Source organism: Acinetobacter sp. IK23 (assembly GCF_035615275.1).
In the GTDB taxonomy this organism is placed as follows: Bacteria; Pseudomonadota; Gammaproteobacteria; order Pseudomonadales; family Moraxellaceae; genus Acinetobacter; species Acinetobacter seifertii.
This window is the reverse complement of the sequence record NZ_JANBNX010000007.1, coordinates 22,216-37,848: the sequence shown is the minus strand read 5'-3', so window position 1 is coordinate 37,848 and position 15,633 is coordinate 22,216. Positions and strand designations below refer to the sequence as shown.

Here is a 15,633-nt window from a genome sequence, read left to right as displayed (position 1 = left end):
AACATACACTTACCAACTCACTATCTGCTTACTTTAAGTGAATAGTGAGTTGGCAGCATATTAGTAAGTCACTGTAACAACTATGCTATCTGAGTAGTTACCGGGCGTACTTGAAATAGCGGTTCCTTGCGGAATTTTTCCATATACATTTGAAATTTGGCTAGTGCCAGATCCTGTCTTTGACACTCCACCTGAACCACCCACCGTTGTTGTACCACCTGTAGCATCCCACACTGTGCCATAAGCAGAATCTTTGTATAACTGATAAGGAATGTATTGACTACTTCCATTGGTCATACGTCTAAATCCACCGCTTATACGGTTATTGCCGTCACCCAAATAAATGCTATAAGGTGTTCCATTGTTGCAAGTTGCATTAATCGCACCTTGAGCCGTGTAGTCACGACTTGTTGTACCAATATCACTAATATTGCCAAAATCGACATTTGATGTGGAATCTAACTGACAGAAACTTGGTACTACATAGTTAGCTGTAATCGTCATATTACCCGAGTCCCAGCCACCGCCACTATCACCCTCACATACACTGCTCGAATTTGCTTGCATGTCCCAAAATACTTGAACGGAACCAATATAAGTCCCTACCGGATAGGCTGTTAAAGAACCCGATCTTGCTGGAACTTTAATACTTACTGAGTAACTAATAATATTATTTGGTGCCACTGTAGTAACAGGACCATACCAAAAGTTTGAAGTTTGATTTGTAGTAGAAAAACCTGCTCCACCTACAGTTGCAATAACCGTATAAGGTAATGAAACATTACTATTTGAAGTAGTTGCTCCAGTAAATACTGTCTTCATGCACATATATTTTGATATTTGAGCATTACTTCCACCACTCGTACAGCGGATATTCCCAGTATAAGTAATGGTAGCATCACTATTAATATTTGCTGCTGTATAATTATAAGAACCAGTTGTGTTTCCACCAGTTACTGTACAGGTAGCATGTGCTGAACTAAAAAAAGCATAAAGCACCAATAACAATAAACTAGCTAAAACATACTTTAAAGTAGATGAAAACTTTTTGGCTAGCGTGTAGGAACTATGACTTACAATACTTATTGACATACATAAGGCCCCAATTTTTTAGCACTGTATTGCTGACTTTCGTAAGTGAAATTAACTTGACATGAACCATGATCAAGAAGGTCTATTTCAAGTTTATTTTGCTTTAATAGGTTTGGAACGAAGACCTCACCATCATAGCCCACTACCGCATCTTGCTGTCCATTAATTCGGACGCTATAACCCGGTAACAATGGCGAGTTATTTTTATCTACAACTTTGACTAATCCTGAAACAACTCGATGAGCACCAAAGTCAACTAAAGTTCCTTGGCGATAGCCCACAAGTGCTGTTCGATTGGTCGTTGTCACATCCCATTCCAGTGGTAAATAAGATGGGTCTAGATAGATATGATGAGATTGATACGGTCTTAAATTCGCAATTAAGAATCTTCCTGACTTATCTGTCTCTCCTAAATTTACTCCACCATTTAAAATTTGGCTTTGCGGTCCAGCATTGGTGACAACAGCATAACCATCTCCAATTTCATTGGCCGCAAATATACGGCCTGCTGCTGCAACTAAAGATCCTGTCGCTGAAAGTGCAACTTGGTCATTATCTCCAATTCGGTTATAGCGACCTGTCAGGTACGCAGCTCGTGCTCGGTAAGAGCCATAGACCGATGCATTGTTAGTATGTGCATCTTGATCTCGTTCAACATAACCGCCCCATCCAAATGAACCAATTTGCGGATCGGTAAATCCATTGATTTCTTGTCTGTAGGTTGTCTTACCACTATCATTAGATACACTTGTAATTGCATTGACTCTGGTAGATGGCGTATAGCGCAGCGCAAAGTAAATGCCATAGTCCTTATGGTTCTCATAATCCTTATATGCAGAACTATAAAAACCCCAGTTCTTGTTTAAACTTCCGCTTAAGTTGGCAGACAGTAACTTATACGAGTGATCACTGTATTTGATCTGGTTATAGCCGACATAAAAACCATAACCCGTATAAAAGTTATAGTTAATCCCTGCCCTAAAAATCTCGTCTGCCAGCGCGCTGTAGTTTAAATAGTTTTGTGATTCAGCATTAATCTGATTTTCTTTTAAATATCGAATTTGAGACACCCGTGCCAAGTCAAAGTAGTTATCAAATACTTTACGGTAGCTGGTGTTAAATGAAATATTCTTGCTAATTCGCCCTTCTAAGCCAACCAAAGCCGAATAGCCATTTTCATCTTTATACTGACTTGCTGCAATATCTGCATTAATCACCCCGACACCAAACAGGTTCTTGGCAAAGCCTGTTCCCACGTTGGAAAGACCATCTGTGGAAGCTTCTGCACCACCACTTAAAGTCAGTGAGTTGCTATAACCATAACGAATTGCACCAGAGGCAAAGGTGGCATCATCATAATCATTTGAGTACAGTCCGTAGTTGTAGCGCGGAACCCCAACATCGACTGAAAACTCATTGATACCTTTTGCCAGAATCTTCGATGAAAAGTAATAAGGTTTTTTAGTAATGGTTTGCTGACCTGTTGCATCAGTTGTTACCAGTGTGACTTCATTTCCTGAAATAAACGGGAGCTGCTTAACATCAAATGGACCTGAAGGCACGAGACCTGAATAAATCTTTTGCTGGTTAACGTATAAGTCCAGTGTAGAAGGTAGCGCCGCTGAACCGGAAAACTGTGGCAGCGCAGAAGTAACAATATCACCACGCTGAGTATAGGCACTCGACCACTGCAAACCGGCAAGACGCACACTACTGCTCCAGTCAGAACTATTGGAAATAAAGTCACCTAGGGTATATATCCTAACTTTTTCAGGATCTACATATTGCCATTTACTTTCCAGACGTACCCACTTCTCATGGCTATAACTGTTTTCATTACTACCGTTATATAAAATACCGGATGAAAAATTACCAAGCGCGCTGTTAAAAATCCCTTCTGCCGAACCTGAGAAAATACTCTCATCATTGGTAATAGTGTGATACATGCTGTAATTCAGAATTGCAGCATTTAAAGGTTTCATTTTTAGTAAGTTGGTGTTTGTAGTCGGTTGACCAGTTAAGTCAACAGAATAATCACTCAACATGCTCGCAGGAACTTGTAAGTTTAGAGACTGCTCATTTTCCAGATACTTAAACTGGATTCCTTTCAGTTCATTAATACATACCCATTGGCTGTCAGGGATATGCTCATCCATTTTCAGTCTTAAGGCTTTTAAGTCATGGACGCGTATATATAATTTTCTATCTTGATCTTGATGTACCGATATTAAGTCGGTAGAAGTATTAGAATTGATAGAAATATTTAAAAATAGTTGTATATAGCCTTTATCAGAACCAGAGGTCTGAAAAGCGGCGTTTGAAACTTCCGGAATATTAGGCAAAGCGGCATTAGTGTTGTCTTGTAATGATTCAGCAAAAGCATGAATCGGCAAGTACATAACACACAAAGCACTTACGAGATATTTCATATGTGCCTCTTTAAAGAGATGCTGGCTTACCGTTAATATTCAATGAAATATTATATTTATGATCAGCTTGGAATTTAAAATCAGGGCTAATATTAAAGTTTCTTGACTTTCCAGAAAGAATATAACCATTTACGGTATTTACTTTAATCGGGTAACTTTTATTAGAAGTAGTATCCACAAGTGTTAAATTATTTAAAAGCGCGTGGCGATTGCCAACATTACTAATAGTAAGATAAGCACTGCTTTGGTCTTGCTGTATTGACCAACTCAGTTTAGTCATCGCATCTTTATTCACTACAAATACAGGTAATGATGAGCGAAGTAATACATTTACACCTTGAGATGCTTTACGACTATCGATAGGTTTTGGTAATTCATCAAGAATAATACGATAAGTTTTTTCACCAGAAATTGGTTCTGGCTTAATGCGGACTACACGTAAATTATAAGAATCATTCGGTTTTAATTTTAAGAAAGGTGGACTAATTGCAATATCATCTGTTGGAATTAATTGATCTTGTCCAGCATTCTGAGTCCATTCAAATATACGTATTTGTAAGTCAGCACTTTCGTTCGACTGGTTATATAAACTAATTGAGGACGCAGATTGATCACTCAATATTTCAACATTCACAGGAGAAAGACGTATTGAGGCAGCATTTAACACACTAGGCAAAAATAACAATAAACTTGTAGCAACAAAGATATTTTTTTCATAACTTGCCCAGAATTACTTTTCTCAAATTAAGCTAGAGCTAGCTCTTACAAAAGAGCTAGCGACAACAATGAACAGAACTTATTTAAAAAATTAATAAGTCACAGTCACAGTTACTGTGTCAACATAGCTACCCGCACTAGGTAAAGTTGAGCCAGCAGGGATACGGCCATATACGTTCACTGTTTGTACTGCACCAGTGCCTGTACCGCTATAAGCTGTTGTTGCAATACCAATTGCTGTTGCACGGTTAGTATCAGAGAAAAGGTTATAAGGGATATATTCGTTACTTGTTGCTCCACCAATCATTCGGCGTTGAGTAGTCTGAGCATTTTTACCTGCGTCAAACGCCAAAGTCCATGGCACAGTGTTGTTACAAAGGACTTTAATTGCAGTACCACCTGTAGTAGTCGTGTCTGCATCTACATTGCTCGCAAGAGAACTCAAAGTACCGAAGTCTAAGATTGCATTTGCAGTTGTGCCTGTAGCTGAAGTATTAAGTACACAGCTATTCGTAATCGTGGCTTTAACAGTTAATGTACCAGTAGCCGTTGCAGCATTTGCAGCGGTGATAGACATTAAACCCATAGCAATTGCAGATAAACCGATGAGAGATTTTTTCATGATTGAAAACCTTTTTACATTACGCCAATAAGAATTAATAGATGTAAAAACTAGCCTTCCCCAATCCAATCACTAGCTTTTTTGACTGTTTTTTCAAAGCGTCTTTTTTTTTACTCTACTGTGCGCGCATCATACAAAAAAACAACAAAAATATAGCTATTCATTTCATTTTAAATATCTATTAACAAGTCAAATTTCGATGGATTTCTCAATTATAAGTATTTATATGGTATGTACCACTTTTTAAAGAAATTTCCGGTAATTTTATTCAATTTTTTATTAGTTTTATTAAAAAATCACAAAAAATTCATTAGTTAAATTTTACCATCATTTTTTATATTTCATTATTTTCAGAACTAATATTAGATTAAAAGATTAAAAAATAGGCATTTTTTTAATTCTATATATTTTAAATGAATAAGAAATTAAAATTTAATGAATAAGAATTCTAAGAATTTAGAATATGCTTTGATTGATTTCCTTAACTTTAGAACAAGATAAAATTATTGATAAAGAAAGACATACTTGCTTAAGTATTCCTAAATACCAAATGAAAAATGAACCCCAACACCCCACCTACCATCGCAAAGCTAAGCTGAACATAAGCGTTTCCGTACCAAGCCAACTTATTAAATGGATAATTTTCACTATATGCATCAATGATCAAAATATTTTTTATGTCCCAAGTATGAAATCCTTTAGGTCTTACAGCAAAAAAATCAAGAATAGGTGTGAAGCCTAAAATAAATAAAATACCTAATAAGGGATAGACAATACTTCCTGGAAAAATAGGTTTCTTTTTTTGTTCCATAGCATCAAAAATGATAGCAACTGCAACTAGACAAGATTCAACTAAAGCAACTTTCTTAAAAGTTTCAAAATCATAGCCTAGATAAAACATTAAAACTAATAAAAGTACATCAGTAAAAAAAACAGAAATTGTTAATAACTTCCAGCTCATTCCAATTCCCTACTTAATTTTTAGAGTGCTATATAGTTGTAATAAGATCGGTCTAAAATACTATATCAATCTACAAATATTACCAAAAAACAAATCTAAAAAATATCAGATCAACAAGTCAAAATTTACACTTACGATCAAATTACAAGCAAACAAGGCTCTAAGAGCCTAGCTAAATATTTAAGAAAACAGCAATAAACATAAAAAAATAATTTTTTATAATATTAAAGCTCGGTTTAAAAAAAATTATTTCTGTAATTATTCACATATTTAAAATCAATAAACGCTCATCTTAAAAGTATAATATATAAATATTATTAGAGTTATTCCTAATCTAAAACTTAATAATATCTAAAATATCCAAATTTTAAAAAATGAGTAAATAGTGCTCTGGGCATATAAGAATACTAAACTTTTTAATCTTAAGCATCATCGACTACTTTTGACCTCCACCTCATTGAAACTAACAATTCCATACTTGTAGTTTAAGTTGCTTCTTGGCAAGGTATCTACCAGTAAAACATTAGGAATTTGTTCACATATGGCGAGTCCAGCACAAATTATTCGACATAAATTTCTCAATACATTTTTTTCACGCCATTCTATCTGGTTCTTATGTATTTTTACTGCACTTAGTATCACTTGGTTCAGAACTGTATATACACCACATAGTATCTATTATTTTATTTCTGATACTTTACTCAATGGATTATGGGTGCTTACAGGTATATTAAGTCTAGTAGGCTTATATGATGTATTACAGAATAGGCACTCTATCTTAAGAAATTACCCGATCATGGGCCATTTTCGTTTTCTATTTGAAGACATACGTCCTGAAATTCGCCAATATTTCATTGAAGCCGATCAAGATGCACTACCCTTCTCGCGCATGCAAAGAAGTTTAGTTTATCAACGTGCTAAAAATGAAAATGCAGACAAACCTTTTGGTTCAATTATTAACGTATATCAAGAAGATTACCGATTTATTGTTCATTCAATTAGCCCATGTCCACCGGCAGACCCAAAGAGCTTTCGGATTCAAATTGGTAATAGCCAATGCCTTCAACCTTATAGCGCTTCTATTATGAATATTTCTGCCATGAGTTTCGGTAGTTTAAGTGCAAATGCAATACGCGCATTAAACAAAGGAGCACAATTAGGCGGGTTTTATCACGATACAGGTGAAGGTAGCCTCAGTCCTTATCATTTAGAAAATGGTGGTGATATTGTTTGGCAAATTGCCAGTGGCTATTTTGGTTGCCGTACTTTAGATGGAAAGTTCGACGAGCAAAAATTTGCTAAACAATCTCAATTACCACAAATCAAGATGATTGAGTTAAAACTTTCACAGGGTGCTAAACCAGGTCATGGCGGCATTTTACCTAAGCATAAAATTACTGCTGAAATTGCCGAAATTCGTGGTGTTTCTCGTGATCATGACTGTATTTCACCAGCAAAACATTCTAGCTTCTCCACACCAATTGAAATGATGCACTTTTTGCAAAAGTTACGCACTTTATCTGGCGGAAAACCTGTTGGTTTTAAACTGTGTATTGGGCAACCTTGGCAATTTATGAGCATTGTAAAAGCAATGCTTGAAACGAAAATTTTTCCTGATTTTATTGTAGTAGATGGCTCTGAAGGTGGAACTGGCGCAGCGCCAATTGAGTTTAGTGATTATATTGGAACACCGTTACGTGAAGGCTTACGTTTTGTACATAATACACTTGTAGGTGCTGGGTTAAGAGACCAAGTTAAAATTGGTGCAAGTGGTAAAATTATTAGTGCATTTGATATTGCTAGCACATTTGCACTAGGTGCAGATTGGGTCAATTCAGCAAGAGGATTCATGTTCGCAGTTGGATGTATTCAAGCTCAAAGTTGCCATACGAATCAGTGCCCTGTAGGCGTAGCAACCCAAGATAAAGATCGCCAAAAAGCCTTACATGTGCCAACTAAAGCAGAACGTGTATTTAATTTTCATAAAAATACATTACATGCTTTATCTGAAATGATTGCTGCTGCTGGCTTACGCCATCCTTCGGATATTAAAGCCCATCATTTGGCGCAACGTGTAAATGACCGTGAAATTAAGAATTATGCTCAATTGCACTTTTTCTTAAAAGATGGAGAGCTTTTACAATCTGAACTTAATAATGATGGTGATAATTTTTATTACCGAATGTGGAATATGGCTGATGCCAATCATTTTTAACTTATATTAACTTGATAATTTGAGCATCATAGTTAAGTGTGATGCTCTTTTCTATTTTAAACTTATATGTGATTTCTACTTAAATTAGTTTCTTATTTTAGTTTGTATTTAATGTATTTTTCACCTACTATTAAAGTATAAATAATATACATGCTTTAATTTTATTAAATAAATATCCTCAAATTGTTATAACAAGAAGGTGTATTCTCATGTTAAAGAAAACATTCATTTCATCTTTTGTCGCATTGGCTGTAGGGTTAAGTAGCTATGCAGTTGCTTGTACACGTGCAGTTTATTTAGGCAATAATCAACATGTTATTACTGCCCGCTCGATGGACTGGAAGGTTGATACGGGTACGAATTTATGGATTTTGCCAAGTGGTGTTGCCCGCGATGGAAGTGCAGGATCTAAATCAATAAAATGGACTTCTAAATATGGCAGCGTTATTGCAACCGGTTACGAAGTCTCTACAACTGATGGAATGAATGAGGCTGGTTTAGTTGCAAATGTCTTATGGCTAGTTGAATCTCAATATCCTGACGTAAAAAAATCAAATAAACCACTGTTAAGTATTGCCGCTTGGGCACAATATGTTCTTGATAATTTCGCAACCGTAGATGAGGCTGTGAAAGCGCTTGAGAAAGAACCTTATACAATTGTAACTGATAGCGTTCCAGGTGAAACGAGATTAACGACACTACATTTATCTATTTCAGATAAAACGGGTGATAGCGCAATTATTGAATACATTGGTGGTAAGCAAGTTATTCACCACAGCCGAAGTTATCAAATCATGACTAACTCACCTACTTTTGATAAACAATTGGCATTGGCAGAATATTGGAAACAAATTGGTGGTACCGTTATGCTTCCTGGTACAAACCGAGCTTCTGACCGTTTTGCTCGCGCTTCATTCTATATCAATGCAATTCCTAAAAATGATGATATGAAACAAGCGCAGGCTTCTGTATTTAGCGTAATTCGTAATGCATCGGTTCCATACGGTTTAAACACACAAGAAGAGCCTAATATTTCATCGACTCGCTGGAGAACTGTTGCAGACCATAAACAGATGCTTTATTTTTTTGAGTCAGCCTTATCACCAAATTTATTTTGGGTTGACTTAAAGAAAATAAATTTTAAAGACGGTAAAACGCGAAGACTTGATCTTGGACCTGAGCAGAGCCATATATATGCAGGTGACGCGACATCTGAATTTAAAGTTACGAAACCATTTGCTTTTTTAAGTCCAAAAACTCTTTAATGAGGGGTAAAATTTATCATCTTTAAGATAAATAATATTAAACGTGCTTTCTTGGAATTACATTATGAAAAAAGCCCTATTTTTATTAGGTACTTGTTTACTTACAGCAGCTTGTAGCACAACCTCGTATAAGTCTAATACCACGACAGCAACATCTGAGCTAAAAACAGCTGGTCAGCTTAATTGCTTACCTACAGAACTTTGTCCAAGCTTACTGGTTAAATGGAATGAAAAACAGAAAAATCAAGTTCGTGTAGATGTTCATTTAAGTAGTAGTTACAACTTCTATGATATTAATTCGTTAGTATTTGATATCGATGGAAAGCAGTTTAATTATAAACCAGCTCAAGCTACTGAGAAAACGAATGTTAGTCGACTTGTTCCTAAGCACTCGACGACATACTTTATTATTCCAAGTCAATTCTTACAGGAATTTAAAAATGCTCAAAACATTAATGTTCTAGTTAAAACTGACAAAGGTATTATTGAGCGCAATATGTATTCTCCACAGAAACAATCTTCGGTCTATAAAAACTTCGTTGAGCTTTATCAGAGTTTAAAATAATCATCTGATTTGACTACTAATGCACTCAATCTATTGACTAGATTGAGTGCATTACTTTTTTAATAATAAAAATGCTTTGGCTTTGCATGCAAAAAGGCTGGAATCAAACCTGTTAAAGCTGCACGTATATCTGCACGCTCATTAATTAATTGATGAGACCCCTCTTCAAGCATTAATAAGGTTTGAAGCCTAAACTTACGGCGAATAAACTCAATGTTATAACGCCAATCTACTGTTTGATCTAATGCACCTTGCGCCAACCAGACAGGAATACGACAAGCAGGTCGTTCTTCCATTTCCTGCATCCATTTCGACATTGCCAAAATCCAGTCCATACCCATCATGCGTGGCTGCAATGGATCTTTTAAACGAATAAAACGTAAGAATTCAGGATTATGATTATTACGTCTAAAGTGTCTTGGTACTTGGCGTTTAATGCGGCGAATAATGCCAAGTCCCACTGGATTATGCCACCATGCTGTTTTAGCTGGACGAATTAAAGGTGAAAGTAATAAAACTCTATCAACAATTGGATCTTGGCGTTTTTCTGCATACTCAAGCAAATGATGCATCCAAATTGCACCACCCGTACTTTGACCTATCCCGACCCAAGGCTTAGGTAACTGATCTGCATGTTTAACATATCGATAAACAGCCATCAGAACCTGTTGGTAATGATCAAAATTTTGAATACTTGCTGGTGAACCATTACTTAAACCATGACCAGGTAAGTCATAGGTAATTACACTAAAACCCTGTTCAAGTATTTCACGAATAATCGGCTGATATATTCCACTATGTTCAAGATAACCATGTAATAAACAGACAGTTCCTTGTACTTTGTCTAATTTAGGCTTAAAAACTTGAACATGTAGACGGAATAAAGGCATTTGGACATAGCCTTGCCAGTGATCACAGTCGAGTAAATGTAAACCGTATAATTTGCGATATGCTAAAAGTTCACGAGAAGGTTCTTCTAATGTATTTAAATTAAGAGGGCTTAAAACTTGCGGAGTGAGATCACGGTTAGGCACCGGTAAATCTAGTTGTTTTAATACGGCAGGATTGAGAAATGGGATCTCAGACATTAAGGCACCTCTCGACAATCACTTGAACCAAATAGCATGTCACGAATTGTCGCAAGTAATTCATAATTTGCACGACGACTATGATCGTAGTTTTGTACACTCGGTTGCCAACGTGTAAGTGCTGTTGGCATTGGAGCAATAACAGGAATCGTTTCAATACCATTCAAAGCAAATAAGCGACGTGTACGCGGCATATGATATTCATCTGTGACTAACATTACCGTAGGAGCACCACCTTTCTTTTGAAGCAGTAACGAACTAAAACGAGTATTTTCACAAGTATTCATACTTTTTTGTTCTAATAACTTTGCATCGACCCCACGCTTTTTTAGCCATGCCTGCATATAAGGTGCCTCAACACCACTCAACACAATCGGTAGGTCATTTTGTTGCTCAACTTCTAACGTTTTTTCCAGTCTTAAACGTGTATAACTATTAACTACAATGTCTTTGCCATTTTTATCTAAAGTTAAACCACCACCTAACACCACAATTGCATAAGGTTCTGACAGTTTTTTTGGTTGAGGTTGAAGTGGATTTTTACTGACATCTTCAACTTTCTGCTCAGGCTCGCTTACCGCTTTTTGATGCTCGGGTACTACAGGTTTTCTTGCCAAAAACTCTGTGTATTGTTCTGTAAGCGCTTTATTTTCTGAGCTGTTAATAAAAAGTGCTTCATCAATAGGACCACTTGTTTCATCAGCTGCATCTATTTCTGAGTTTTTAGCAACCAAAGGAACACTTACAGCTGAAGTTTCTTGCTCTTCTTCCATTTCTTGTTCTTTTTCTTCTAAAAGAATAATTTGCTGCAAAGCTTTATAGTTTTCTTGGATGTAGCCCAAATCTGCTGCTTTTTTCTCACGTAAAGCATCTTCGGTCAACTTTAAATAAGCTTGACGAGCAATCCATAAATTTGAACCTGGCTCTAAGTTATCATGTTCACTTAAGGCAGCTTTTCTCTGGCTTTCCGCAGCCACTTCATTCACATCCACAGGCACAAAATAGTTAAGCCCAGCTACAATAAGTTTTGAATAAAATGGTGAATATAAAAAAACTACGAAACAGCCTAATAGTACAAATAGCACAGTGACTACTTGTACAAAACGTACCATTAAATGTACTTTTGGCATAAAACTATTCCGTATGATTTTCAATTAAACCTAAACTGTTATAAAGCACAGGTTCTGGTTCTAACATAACATGGAAATGCTGATCAACATCATGCTGTACAGCCTGATAAGTTTTCTTCACATCAGCAAGAGATGCATTGGCATAATTCACCAAAACCAATGCTTGTTTGTGAAACATACCCACCACACCCAACTGCTTACCTTTCCAACCTGCTTGATCAATTAACCAACCAGCTGCAATTTTAACGTTACCGTTAGCTTGAGGATAATGTGGAATTGTTGAAAATTGTGTGATTAAACGTTCAAATTCTTGCTCATTTACTATTGGGTTTTTAAAGAAACTTCCTACATTTGGATATTCTTTAGGATCAGGAAGTTTACTTTGTCGAATGTTAATAACCTGATTTTGTAAATTTTCAGCAGTTAGATTGTCTCCAACTGCCTGCTTTAAATCACCATAATTTAACTTTAAATGAGGCTGCTTAGGTAATTTAAAGGTGACATGCGTAATGATGTAGCGTGTCGGATCATCTTTAAAAATGCTATGTCTATAAGAAAAATGACAGTCTGCTGCTAAAATTGATTTGATCTCTTTAAACTGTCGGTCATAGACTTGCACTGACTCAATGAACTCACCAACTTCAACGCCATAAGCACCAATGTTTTGTACTGGTGAAGCACCAACCAATCCTGGAATAAGTGCTAAATTTTGCAGGCCATACCAGTTCTGCTTAGTACTATATAAAACAAAATCGTGCCAAACCTGCCCTGCACCTACTTTAACTTGAACAAAATCCTGATTTTCAGATAAAACTTCTATACCTTGAATATCAAGATGTATAACTAGCGCATTAATCTGCTGCGGCAACAACATATTACTACCGCCAGACAAAACAAGTACGTTTAACTCATGCTGTTTAGCAAAATCCAAAGCAGCTTTAATATCTTCGATAGAGGTGATTTTAGTGTAATGAGATGCTGTCACATCTAAACTTAAAGTGTTGAATGGCTTAAGCTGTACTTGATTTTGAATTTGCATTGTATTGAAAAACCTATTCCTAAACATTCAACTGTTTTTTTAAGATATTAACCCACGCTAAAGTACTTGATTCACATTGGTCAAGTACACGCTCAAAGCCTTCCTCACCACCATAATAAGGATCAGGCAAAGCTTGTTTTGGATATTGCGGATCATGCTCACTCATTAATGCAATTTTTGCTCGAATTTGATGACTGCCAAATTGAAATATAGCGTTTTGTAGCAAATCATGAATATCTTCAAAATTTTGATGATCCATTGCCAAAATCAAATCAAAATCTAAAAAATCTCGAGTTGAAAGTTGTCTAGCACGTAAAGACGACAAATCATAGCCTCTTTTTTTAGCATGCATTTGGCTACGCTGATCAGGTGCTTTATTTGGATGATAATTACTCGTTCCAGCCGAATCGACGATTACATTGAGTTGATGCTTATCACAATAATGTCTGAAAACCACTTCAGCGGTGGGTGAGCGGCAAATATTTCCTAAACAGACACATAAAACCTTATATTGTGTTTCCATTAGAAATTAGTTCCAAACATTTGAATTACATAAAAATAAATAGATTGCTTGCAAAGTTATTTCAAAATTCCCACAAGCTACAAATCTGGCCAAGTCTTTCTTGACCCTAATTGCCTGTTGCATTTTGTCAAAACTCAGTTGGGTTGAAAAGGAAAATAATGTTTATCAATACATTAAAAGTTGATAAATCAGGCGATAAACTCGCTAAACTTTTATTTTGAATTTAATTAGAGATAGCAATCATATTCAATTATAAAAGCCCTACTCATAGGGCTTTAGATAAATCATTTTTCTGAACTCATTAACTCGATCATTTCCTTCGTTGGCCTTAAGCTACCTAATTGCCACTGCTCAGGTGGATATTCATCAATACGAATCCAGACATGTTCCCGAAAAGCAGGATTACCTTTACCTTCTATTTCTACAAATAAGTCTGTTATGCGTTTAAAAAGTTCGGCCTTACTGTCTTTATCGAGTAAACCTTCTATAGTTTGTATATTTATAAATGGCATAATGCTACCTGAATTAACTCTAGGTCTAAATTAAAGACTCATCCTAATTGGAGCCTCCCCTAATGTCAAATCAATTTATTCCAGAACATAAATTTCCCGTAGACGTCTGTGGGATATTCAAAATTACAGAAATATTGAATGACAGATGGACAATCTTATTATTAAGAGAAGCTTTCTATGGGGTAACGAAATTTAATGATTTTTTAGAAAATACAGGTATATCAAAGCAAGTTTTAACCGATCGCCTCAAACATCTTGTCCAATTAGAAATATTCGAACTATCAATTTATAAAGAAGTTGGCGTACGAGAGCGTAAAGAATATTTACTCACTAAAAAGGGTAAAAGCCTAAATATTGTTCTACTCGCGATGCTTGAGTCAGGTGGTAATTTTATTGAAGAAGGTAAAGATGTAGTCAAAGTTTTTGATAAAAGTACCGATGAAGAACTGAAATTAAAACTTGTTGATTCATCTAATCAAGTTATAGATTTGAATAATTTGGAACTTAAACTTATCCATTCTAAAAAATAAATTTCTACATCTTAAGTTCAGTGATACAAGTTCGAAAGCTATCATATTAAAAATAAAAAAAGCCTACTCTTTCAAGTAGGCTTCCCCTTATGACTTTTGCGCTGATCATTAAGGTTTATTGTTGTTTAAAGCAACCCCATGATCTTACAGAAATACTTAAAAATAAAAAAGACCTTTCGGGTTTACTAAATCATGCCCTTGTAAGACCATTCAACCACCTATCAGAGCACTTATCTTTACGATTTTATTTATAAATTAAAACTAAGAGATGAGCTCTTCTGTAGTGTTTACCTTAGCAAAAGCATTCCTAAAAATCTGGTTGTGATGATCAATTATATATTGGGCACTTAAATATATTGAATCAAATGTAGTATGTGCATCAGAGGCTACCATTACTTTATATCCAGCCTCTGAGGCAGCTCTAATAGTCGTATCTATACAATATTCAGTTTTCATTCCAGTTACTATAATTTGTTTAATATCAAGTCTCTCTAACAGTTCTTTTAAGTCCGTATTCTTAAAGCTACTCGGATAAGTTTTCTCAATAACAAAATCTTTATCTGAATTAAAAGATAAGTCTGCTATTAGTTGAGTATTCGGACTATCTGGATCTAAGGGTGTATTTTTGTCGCCTACATGACGTACAAAAATAATGGGTCTGTTATTCAATCGGTGATGTTCTATCAGCTTAAGAATATTTGAAAGTATAAGTTGATGGTTACAAGGTTTCGACTCTGCATTGAATAGGCCATTTTGCATATCAATCACAAGTAAAGCTGATTTTGAGTTATGACTTTTATCCATAATCTTTCTCTCTAAAATACCAATAATGTGCAGAGAAAAATAAACCCAGCCATTATTGGCTGGGTTGGGGTATCTTATTAATTCGCTCTAATAAAAAATCACACGCAGCCTTTTCTGAAGGTCGTAGTGGTTGTATTGATT

Annotated in this window: 15 protein-coding genes; 4 read left to right on the top strand and 11 right to left on the bottom strand. The window is 35.7% G+C overall.

The annotated features are described in order from the left end of the window. Positions 1–60: 60 nt before the first annotated feature. From MSG95_RS07295 to MSG95_RS07275, 5 genes are all read right to left on the bottom strand, one after another. A complete protein-coding gene (locus tag MSG95_RS07295; protein ID WP_151819621.1) occupies positions 61–1,092 on the bottom strand; it encodes a spore coat U domain-containing protein in 1,032 nt (343 codons plus the stop codon). Next, positions 1,083–3,491 (bottom strand): fimbria/pilus outer membrane usher protein, encoded by a 2,409-nt coding sequence (locus MSG95_RS07290; protein ID WP_324624641.1) that lies wholly within the window; start codon positions 3,489–3,491, stop codon positions 1,083–1,085. Before MSG95_RS07290 ends, MSG95_RS07295 begins: the two co-directional genes overlap by 10 nt. A 40-nt stretch (positions 3,492–3,531) precedes the next feature. Beyond that, positions 3,532–4,227: a molecular chaperone gene (locus MSG95_RS07285; RefSeq protein WP_324645010.1), complete on the bottom strand. Its 696-nt coding sequence runs from the start codon at positions 4,225–4,227 to the stop codon at positions 3,532–3,534. Between the two features lie 102 nt (positions 4,228–4,329). Beyond that, positions 4,330–4,860: a spore coat U domain-containing protein gene (locus MSG95_RS07280; RefSeq protein WP_019458698.1), complete on the bottom strand. Its 531-nt coding sequence runs from the start codon at positions 4,858–4,860 to the stop codon at positions 4,330–4,332. 529 nt (positions 4,861–5,389) lie between these two features. Further along, on the bottom strand, positions 5,390–5,821 hold the full coding sequence (locus tag MSG95_RS07275; RefSeq protein ID WP_077166295.1) for a hypothetical protein: 432 nt from the start codon (positions 5,819–5,821) through the stop codon (positions 5,390–5,392). A 541-nt stretch (positions 5,822–6,362) separates the two neighbouring features. On the opposite strand from MSG95_RS07275, the gene MSG95_RS07270 reads away from it, so the two are divergent. From MSG95_RS07270 to MSG95_RS07260, 3 genes are all read left to right on the top strand, one after another. After that, positions 6,363–8,036 (top strand): FMN-binding glutamate synthase family protein, encoded by a 1,674-nt coding sequence (locus MSG95_RS07270; RefSeq protein WP_077166294.1) that lies wholly within the window; start codon positions 6,363–6,365, stop codon positions 8,034–8,036. 209 nt (positions 8,037–8,245) lie between these two features. Then, entirely contained in the window at positions 8,246–9,301 is a 1,056-nt protein-coding gene (locus MSG95_RS07265) for a linear amide C-N hydrolase (RefSeq protein ID WP_324645002.1), read from the top strand. 61 nt (positions 9,302–9,362) lie between these two features. Next, positions 9,363–9,866: a hypothetical protein gene (locus MSG95_RS07260; protein ID WP_308964945.1), complete on the top strand. Its 504-nt coding sequence runs from the start codon at positions 9,363–9,365 to the stop codon at positions 9,864–9,866. A 59-nt stretch (positions 9,867–9,925) separates the two neighbouring features. Here the strand turns inward: MSG95_RS07260 and MSG95_RS07255 are convergent, their stop codons facing one another. The 5 genes from MSG95_RS07255 to MSG95_RS07235 all read right to left on the bottom strand — a co-directional run bounded on the left by MSG95_RS07255 (position 9,926) and on the right by MSG95_RS07235 (position 14,158). Then, positions 9,926–10,954 carry an alpha/beta hydrolase gene (locus MSG95_RS07255; RefSeq protein ID WP_004701095.1) on the bottom strand — a complete coding sequence of 343 codons (1,029 nt, stop codon included), beginning with the start codon at positions 10,952–10,954 and terminating at the stop codon, positions 9,926–9,928. Further along, complete coding sequence (locus MSG95_RS07250; protein ID WP_077166163.1) at positions 10,954–12,084, bottom strand: YdcF family protein; 1,131 nt, start codon at positions 12,082–12,084, stop codon at positions 10,954–10,956. The genes MSG95_RS07255 and MSG95_RS07250 overlap by 1 nt, the downstream gene beginning before the upstream one ends. A 4-nt stretch (positions 12,085–12,088) precedes the next feature. Beyond that, positions 12,089–13,123, bottom strand: coding sequence for a UDP-N-acetylmuramate dehydrogenase (murB, locus tag MSG95_RS07245; RefSeq protein ID WP_077163374.1), 1,035 nt, complete (start codon positions 13,121–13,123; stop codon positions 12,089–12,091). A 19-nt stretch (positions 13,124–13,142) separates the two neighbouring features. Next, positions 13,143–13,646: a low molecular weight protein-tyrosine-phosphatase gene (locus MSG95_RS07240; RefSeq protein ID WP_004701092.1), complete on the bottom strand. Its 504-nt coding sequence runs from the start codon at positions 13,644–13,646 to the stop codon at positions 13,143–13,145. A gap of 284 nt (positions 13,647–13,930) precedes the next feature. Beyond that, positions 13,931–14,158 (bottom strand): tautomerase family protein, encoded by a 228-nt coding sequence (locus MSG95_RS07235; protein WP_077163375.1) that lies wholly within the window; start codon positions 14,156–14,158, stop codon positions 13,931–13,933. Positions 14,159–14,220: 62 nt separating this feature from the next. On the opposite strand from MSG95_RS07235, the gene MSG95_RS07230 reads away from it, so the two are divergent. Beyond that, complete coding sequence (locus tag MSG95_RS07230) at positions 14,221–14,688, top strand: winged helix-turn-helix transcriptional regulator (RefSeq protein WP_077166164.1); 468 nt, start codon at positions 14,221–14,223, stop codon at positions 14,686–14,688. A gap of 261 nt (positions 14,689–14,949) precedes the next feature. Here MSG95_RS07230 and MSG95_RS07225 read toward each other — a convergent pair whose 3' ends face one another. Further along, entirely contained in the window at positions 14,950–15,492 is a 543-nt protein-coding gene (locus MSG95_RS07225) for a cysteine hydrolase family protein (protein WP_151819617.1), read from the bottom strand. Positions 15,493–15,633: the final 141 nt, after the last annotated feature.

Bases quoted from the DNA above. Each gene is read 5' to 3' on its own strand.
- MSG95_RS07295 (WP_151819621.1), bottom strand. From the start codon at position 1,092: ATGTCAATAAGTATTGTAAGTCATAGTTCCTACACGCTAGCCAAAAAG.
- MSG95_RS07290 (WP_324624641.1), bottom strand. From the start codon at position 3,491: ATGTACTTGCCGATTCATGCTTTTGCTGAATCATTACAAGACAACACT.
- MSG95_RS07280 (WP_019458698.1), bottom strand. From the start codon at position 4,860: ATGAAAAAATCTCTCATCGGTTTATCTGCAATTGCTATGGGTTTAATG.
- MSG95_RS07275 (WP_077166295.1), bottom strand. From the start codon at position 5,821: ATGAGCTGGAAGTTATTAACAATTTCTGTTTTTTTTACTGATGTACTT.
- MSG95_RS07270 (WP_077166294.1), top strand. From the start codon at position 6,363: ATGGCGAGTCCAGCACAAATTATTCGACATAAATTTCTCAATACATTT.
- MSG95_RS07265 (WP_324645002.1), top strand. From the start codon at position 8,246: ATGTTAAAGAAAACATTCATTTCATCTTTTGTCGCATTGGCTGTAGGG.
- MSG95_RS07255 (WP_004701095.1), bottom strand. From the start codon at position 10,954: ATGTCTGAGATCCCATTTCTCAATCCTGCCGTATTAAAACAACTAGAT.
- MSG95_RS07250 (WP_077166163.1), bottom strand. From the start codon at position 12,084: ATGCCAAAAGTACATTTAATGGTACGTTTTGTACAAGTAGTCACTGTG.
- murB (WP_077163374.1), bottom strand. From the start codon at position 13,123: ATGCAAATTCAAAATCAAGTACAGCTTAAGCCATTCAACACTTTAAGT.
- MSG95_RS07240 (WP_004701092.1), bottom strand. From the start codon at position 13,646: ATGGAAACACAATATAAGGTTTTATGTGTCTGTTTAGGAAATATTTGC.
- MSG95_RS07235 (WP_077163375.1), bottom strand. From the start codon at position 14,158: ATGCCATTTATAAATATACAAACTATAGAAGGTTTACTCGATAAAGAC.
- MSG95_RS07230 (WP_077166164.1), top strand. From the start codon at position 14,221: ATGTCAAATCAATTTATTCCAGAACATAAATTTCCCGTAGACGTCTGT.
- MSG95_RS07225 (WP_151819617.1), bottom strand. From the start codon at position 15,492: ATGGATAAAAGTCATAACTCAAAATCAGCTTTACTTGTGATTGATATG.